Source organism: Streptomyces longispororuber, assembly GCF_024448165.1.
GTDB lineage: Bacteria > Actinomycetota > Actinomycetes > Streptomycetales > Streptomycetaceae > Streptomyces > Streptomyces longispororuber_A.
This window is the reverse complement of the sequence record NZ_JAMOLN010000021.1, coordinates 66,613-72,669: the sequence shown is the minus strand read 5'-3', so window position 1 is coordinate 72,669 and position 6,057 is coordinate 66,613. Positions and strand designations below refer to the sequence as shown.

Genomic DNA, 6,057 nt, shown 5'->3' with positions numbered 1-6,057 from the left:
CCAGGCGCTCCGCCTCCTCGCAGGCCTCGGCGGACTCCGTGAGCATCTGCGCGATCAGCTCCACCTCGACGGCGTGCTTGTCGGGGAAGTGCTTGTAGAGCGAGGGGGCCTTGATGCCGAGCCGGTCGGCCAGGGCGCGCATCGTCAGGGCGTCGGGCCCGGACTCCTCCAGGAGCGTCCGGGCCTCGGCCGCGATCTCGGTGGCGCGGGGCGTGAGCCGCCGCAGGTCAGTGGCCTCAGGCACGCTGGAAGCCCTCCTTGGTCCGCAGTCCGTAGCCGAAGGCGCGATCGTACGAGATGTGGGCGAGCCAGCCGCAGAAGCCCGCGAAGGCGGGCACCCACTCGATGGACAGCACCGGGTACGCGACGATGAGCGCGAGCGGGATCAGGGCGCGGTGGGCCGTGTTGTAGAAGGGCACGGCGCGGGGCTGGAGCTGCCCCTTGCGGAGGTCCTTCGCCTCGCCGGCGCCGACCAGGAACGTGAGGTCGGGGGCGATGAAGAACACGACGGAGAAGAGTCCCGCGAGCCAGCCGTGGTTCACGGCCTCCAGGACCGCGAAGGCCGACCAGAACAGTGCGTTCAGGAGCCAGGCGGTGCGGCGGACGACCGTGAGCGGCTTGGCGGTGACGGTGCGGGTGGTGGGTGCTGTCGTGCTCATCGGGTGCCTCCCTGGGAGTCGGTGACGTCGCCGCCATAAGTGGCTAACACCGTTAGCCGAGCCATGGGGAAACCGTACGGCTAACAGCGTTAGCCGTCAAGCCCTCTCCGCGCGGCTCGCTTGACCCTTCCGTAGCGTCAACGTTTCTACTGAGGGCATGCGGATCGGAGAGCTGGCCGGCATCGTCGGCGTGACCACGCGTGCCATCAGGCACTACCACCACCTCGGACTGCTGCCCGAGCCCGAACGGCTGGGCAACGGATACCGGGAGTACGGGCTGCGGCACGCCGTCGAGCTGGCCCGGATCCGGCGGCTCACCGAGCTGGGCCTCGGCCTCCCGGAGGTGCGCGACGTGCTGGCCGACGACGCCGGGCGCGAGCTGGCCGAGGTGCTGGCCGAGCTCGACGCGGACCTGGCCCGCCAGGAGGCGGCGATCCACGAGCGCCGGACGCGGCTGCGGGCGCTGCTGTCGGAGGCCGAACACGGACGACTGCCGGCCGAGGGACCCGTCTCTCCTCAACTCGCCTCCTTTCTGCACGAGTTGGGTGAGGTGGACGTCGACTCCCCGATGGCCGTCCGGGATCGCGAGCTGCTCACGCTGATCGACACGACCGCACCGCCGGAGGCCCGTGAGCAGCTGATGGCGGCACTGCTGCCGACCCTGACGGACCCGGCGGCCCTGGCGGCGGCCCGCGACGTCTACGCACGGCTCGACGCCCTGGCCGACGCCGCCCCCGACGACCCCCGGGTGGACGAGACGGCGCGGGCGATCCTCGCCTGCCTGCCGGACCGGCTGCCCACGATCGACACGAGCGGCGACACCACGTTCCTCGACGCCTTCCTCGCCGACTTCTCCCCCGCCCAGGCCGCGGTCGTCCGGCGCGTGATGGAACTGGCCCCCGACGGCGGGGGCGGTGACCGGCCATGAGACCGCGGACCCTGCTCCGGGGCCTCGCCTACGCGGCGCTGGCCGCCGAACTCACCGTCACCTGCTACCTGTTGGCCGGGCGCAGGCCGCCGCCCGCGATCGAGGCGGCGGTCGTCGCGGTACTCGTCGTCGAGCTCTGCGGGCTCGCCGTGCTGTACCGGCGCGGCGGCCGGGCCGCCGTGCGGGAGGTGGTCCCGGCCGGGGTGCGCCGGATCGCCGGCCACGAACTGCGGGTGTTCACCAGTCTCGGCCGGTGGGTCGCACGGCGGCGGCACGGGGTTCCGGCGGGGGCCAGCGCCTTCCCGTACGCACGCGGGCAGGCCGTGATGATGTACTCCTTCGCCTTCGTCTGCGTCGTCGAGTCCTTCGGGATGTGGGCGCTGCTGCGGAACTGGCCCACGCTGCACCACGTCGTCCTGTTCCTCGACGTGTACACGGTGCTGATGGTGCTCGGCCTGCACGCCGCCTCCGTGACCCGGCCGCACGTGGTCACCGCCGACGCGCTGCGGGTGCGCCGCGCCGCCCACGTCGACCTGCGGATACCGCTGGAGCGGATCGCCTCGGTGCGCCGCGAGAACAAGTACACGCACACGCCGCGCGAGGGCGAGCTGAACCTCGACATCGGGGCGCAGACCAGCATCGTCCTCGAACTCACCGGTCCCGTACGGCACTTCACGTTCCTGGGCCGTCCGCAGGAGATCCGCCTCGTACGGCTGCACGCCGAGGAGCCCGACCGGCTCGCGCGCACCCTGGACCAGCGGCTCAGGCAGGCGCGAACAGCACCTTCGCCGAGCCCGGGTCGGCCTGCGTGAGCCGGACCCGCAGCCGCTCCCCCAGCGGCAGCGCCGTGGCGCCGCCCTCGATCCGGGCGACGACGGCGGGCTCGGCCAACTGCACGGTCCCGACGGCCGGTTCACGTTCCTTCACGTCGACCACCACGGCGTCGAACATCTCGCCGACCCGGTGCCTGAGGAGCGCCGCCTCGACCACGTCGACGCTCTCGCGCTCCACGGAGTTGGCCCGCCGGGTGCCCTCCGCCATCTCCTTCGGCAGTCCGGGCAGCGCCGTCAGCACCCAGTCCGGCGGGTCCTGCCCCGCGCAGGCGGCCAGGCACAGCTCGGACGCGTAGCGGTCGACGAGGCGGCGCAGCGGGGCGGTGCAGTGCGTGTAGGGCGCGGCGACGGCGGCGTGCGTGGCGAGCTCCGGGGTCTCGCCGCCGCTGAAGGCGGTGTAGCCCGCGCCGCGCAGCAGCGTCGTGCACTCCTGGAGGAACGCCGCGTGGTGCGGGACGTGCGGGTCGAGGGAGCGGACCAGGTCGGAGTACGGGACGTGGTGCGGCCACTCGATGCGCAGCGCCTTCGCGGTGCGGCGCAGCCGGCCGACGGCGCCGTCGGGGGCGGCGGGCAGCGTGCGCAGGATGCCGGTGCCCGCGGTGAGCATCAGCTCGGCGGCGGCCATGCCGGTCAGGAGCGAGACCTGGGCGTTCCACGCGTCGGCGGGCAGCGGGGCGCGGTAGGCGAGCTCGTACGTGCCGTCGCTCGCGACGATCTCCTGCTCGGGCACGTCGAGGGAGATGCCGCCGCGCTCCACCTCCAGCCGCTCGCGCAGCAGCCCGATGTCCCTGAGCAGCGCGACCGGCTCCTCCGCGGTCCCGTCGTCGATGGCCTTCTGCACGCCTTCGTAGTCGAGTTTGGCGCGGCTGCGGACGAGGGCGCGGACGACGTCGGTGGTCTCGGGGCGGCCGTCCGCATCCAGGTCGATCGTCCACAGGACGGCCGGGCAGGTCTGGTCCGGCAGCAGGCTCGCGGCGCCCTCGCTGAGCACGGCGGGGTGCAGCGGGACCTTCTCGTCGGGGAAGTAGAGGGTGGTGACGCGGCGGTGCGCCTCGGCGTCGAGGGCGCCGCCGGGCGTCACGTACGCGGCGACGTCGGCGATCGCGTACCGCACGCGGTAGCCGCCGCCGGGACGCCGGGACAGGTGCATGGCCTGATCGAGATCGGTCGAGGTGGGCGGGTCGATCGTGAAGAACGGCACCGCCGTCTCGTCCCGGTCCGGCAACCGTGGCGGGGCGGCGGCGACCCGCTCGGCCTCCGCGAGCACCTCGGCCGGGAACTCGCCGGGCACGTCCAGTTTCGTACGCAGGTCGCGCAGCACGGCACCGAGCGGCACCTGCGCTGCGCCGGTCACGCGGAGGTGGCGGCGGGGCATGGCAGCAGCGTAGGTCGCGGCGGCGGGGTCGGCACGCCGTACGCTGGCCAACGATCGACTGTCGTCCCGTACGTGTTTGAGGAGAGCCCCGTGCTTGTGCTGCTGCCGCCGTCGGAGGGTAAGGCCGCTTCCGGACGCGGGGCGCCGCTGAAGCCGGAGGGCCTCTCGCTGCCCGGGCTCGCGCAGGCGCGGGCCGCGGTCCTGGACGAGCTGGTCGAGCTGTGCGCCGCCGACGAGGAGAAGGCGCGCGAGGTGCTCGGCCTGAGCGAGGGCCTGCGCGGCGAGGTCGCGAAGAACCTGGACCTGCGGACCGCGGGCGCCCGGCCCGCCGGGGAGATCTACACGGGCGTCCTCTACGACGCCCTGGACCTGGCCTCGCTGGACACGGCCGCGAAGAAGCGGGCGGCGCGCTCGCTGCTCGTCTTCTCCGGGCTGTGGGGTGCGGTGCGGGTGACCGACCGGATCCCCTCCTACCGGTGCTCGATGGGCGTGAAGCTGCCGGGGCTGGGGGCGCTGGGCACGCACTGGCGGGCGCCGATGGCCGAGGTGCTGCCGGCGGCCGCCGGGGACGGGCTCGTCCTGGACCTGCGCTCCGCGGCGTACGCGAGCGCCTGGAAGCCCAAGGGCGAGGTCGCCGGGCGGACGGCGACGGTACGGGTGCTGCACGCGCCGACCCGCAAGGTCGTCAGCCACTTCAACAAGGCGACGAAGGGCCGGATCGTGCGCTCGCTGCTGACGGCGGGCGCCGTTCCGTCGGACCCGGCCGAGCTCGTCGACGCCCTGCGCGGTCTCGGGTACGCGGTGGAGGTCGAGGCGCCCGCGAAGGCCGGGCGGCCGTGGAGCCTGGACGTGCTGGTGGACGAGATCCACTGAGACCCCGCAGACACCCGTTGCAGCATGCGCAATGAGCTTTGCGCATGCTGCTTCACACGAGGCAGGATGTCCCCATGCCGTCTATGCCGTCTACGCCTTCCGCGCCTGCTGCTTCCGTGCTCGACCTCGCCCCCGTCGTCCCCGTCGTCGTCGTGGACGACGCCGCCGACGCGGTGCCGCTCGCGCGCGCCCTCGTCGCCGGCGGACTGCCCGCGATCGAGGTCACCCTGCGTACGCCCGCCGCGCTCGACGCGATCCGGGCGATCGCGGCCGAGGTGCCGGACGCGGTCGTCGGCGCGGGCACCGTCATATCGCCCGCGAACGTCGCCGACTCGGTCTCCGCGGGCGCCCGGTTCCTGGTCAGCCCCGGCTGGACGGACGCGCTGCTCGTCGCCATGAAGGGGTCGGGCGTGCCGTTCCTGCCCGGCGTCTCGACGACGTCGGAGGTCGTGGCGCTGCTGGAGCGCGGGGTGAGCGAGATGAAGTTCTTCCCGGCCGAGGCCGCCGGTGGCGCCGCCTACCTGAAGTCGCTGGCCGGTCCGCTGCCGCAGGCCCGGTTCTGCCCGACCGGCGGGATCTCGCCGGCGAACGCCCCCTCGTACCTGGCCCTGAAGAACGTCGGCTGCGTGGGCGGCAGCTGGATGCTCCCGGCCGACGCGGTGGCCGCGAAGGACTGGGCGCGGGTGGAGTCCCTGGCCCGCGAGGCGAGCGGGCTCGTCTAGGAGCCTGCCAGGCCCTGGCGCAAGTGGGACGTCTCGTTGAGGAGGCGGACGCTGGCGTTGCCGTCGGCGTAGTACGCGATCTCCGTGAGGGACGCCGCGGAGAGTTCCATCCGGAACAGGGCCTCTGGCGGGGCGCCGAGCGCCAGGCGTACGAGCGTCTTGACCGGGGTGACGTGGCTGACCAGGAGGACGGTGCGGCCGCGGTACTCGGCGGTCAGCCGGTCGCGGGTCGCGGCGACCCGCTCGGCGACGGCCGCGAAGCTCTCGCCTCCGGCGGTCGGGGCGGCGTCCGGTGAGGCCAGCCAGGCGTTCATGTCGTCCGGGTGGCGCTCCCTGACCTCCTTGAAGGTCAGGCCCTCCCAGGCCCCGAAGTGCGTTTCGCGCAGGCCGTCGTCCACGGTGACGTCGAGGCCGAGGCGGGTGGCGACGGTTTCCGCGGTCTGCTTGCAGCGCTTGAGCGGGGACGTGACGACGGCCTCGATCGTGCCCCGGGCCGCGAGTGCCTCCGCCGCGCGGGCGGCCTGGTGGTGGCCCGCTTCGGAGAGGGACGGGTCGGTGCCGCCGCTGCCCGAGAAGCGCTTCTGGGGGGTGAGAAGGGTTTCGCCGTGGCGGAGGAGGACGAAGGTGGCCGGCCGGCCCATGTCCGGGATCCGGCTGTTACCCGTAG

General features: G+C 73.6%; 7 protein-coding genes and 1 pseudogene. 4 read left to right on the top strand and 4 right to left on the bottom strand.

Translation table 11 applies throughout. The features are described 5' to 3' along the window. Positions 1 to 244: helix-turn-helix domain-containing protein (locus M4J07_RS08890; RefSeq protein WP_255969242.1), on the bottom strand; the 244-nt coding region annotated here is incomplete at its 3' end. Next, on the bottom strand, positions 237 to 659 hold the full coding sequence (locus M4J07_RS08885; RefSeq protein ID WP_255969240.1) for a DUF4260 family protein: 423 nt from the start codon (positions 657 to 659) through the stop codon (positions 237 to 239). The genes M4J07_RS08890 and M4J07_RS08885, both read right to left, overlap by 8 nt. A gap of 157 nt (positions 660 to 816) precedes the next feature. Here M4J07_RS08885 and M4J07_RS08880 point away from each other — a divergent pair, with 157 nt between their 5' ends. Continuing rightward, positions 817 to 1,587, top strand: a complete 771-nt coding sequence (locus M4J07_RS08880; protein WP_255969237.1) for a MerR family transcriptional regulator — start codon at positions 817 to 819, stop codon at positions 1,585 to 1,587. Continuing rightward, complete coding sequence (locus M4J07_RS08875; protein WP_255969235.1) at positions 1,584 to 2,399, top strand: hypothetical protein; 816 nt, start codon at positions 1,584 to 1,586, stop codon at positions 2,397 to 2,399. The genes M4J07_RS08880 and M4J07_RS08875 overlap by 4 nt, the downstream gene beginning before the upstream one ends. On the opposite strand, the gene M4J07_RS08870 is transcribed toward M4J07_RS08875, so the two are convergent. Next, positions 2,350 to 3,795 (bottom strand): RNB domain-containing ribonuclease, encoded by a 1,446-nt coding sequence (locus M4J07_RS08870; protein WP_255969232.1) that lies wholly within the window; start codon positions 3,793 to 3,795, stop codon positions 2,350 to 2,352. The genes M4J07_RS08875 and M4J07_RS08870 overlap by 50 nt on opposite strands. A 90-nt stretch (positions 3,796 to 3,885) precedes the next feature. Here M4J07_RS08870 and yaaA point away from each other — a divergent pair, with 90 nt between their 5' ends. Both yaaA and eda read left to right on the top strand, forming a co-directional pair. Then, on the top strand, positions 3,886 to 4,668 hold the full coding sequence (yaaA, locus tag M4J07_RS08865) for a peroxide stress protein YaaA (protein WP_255969229.1): 783 nt from the start codon (positions 3,886 to 3,888) through the stop codon (positions 4,666 to 4,668). Between the two features lie 83 nt (positions 4,669 to 4,751). Next, a complete protein-coding gene (eda, locus tag M4J07_RS08860; protein WP_255969227.1) occupies positions 4,752 to 5,390 on the top strand; it encodes a bifunctional 4-hydroxy-2-oxoglutarate aldolase/2-dehydro-3-deoxy-phosphogluconate aldolase in 639 nt (212 codons plus the stop codon). Here the strand turns inward: eda and M4J07_RS08855 are convergent. Beyond that, positions 5,387 to 6,037: pseudogene (locus M4J07_RS08855) on the bottom strand (histidine phosphatase family protein); the annotation flags it as partial. The gene eda and the pseudogene M4J07_RS08855 overlap by 4 nt on opposite strands. Between the last annotated feature and the right edge of the window lie 20 nt (positions 6,038 to 6,057).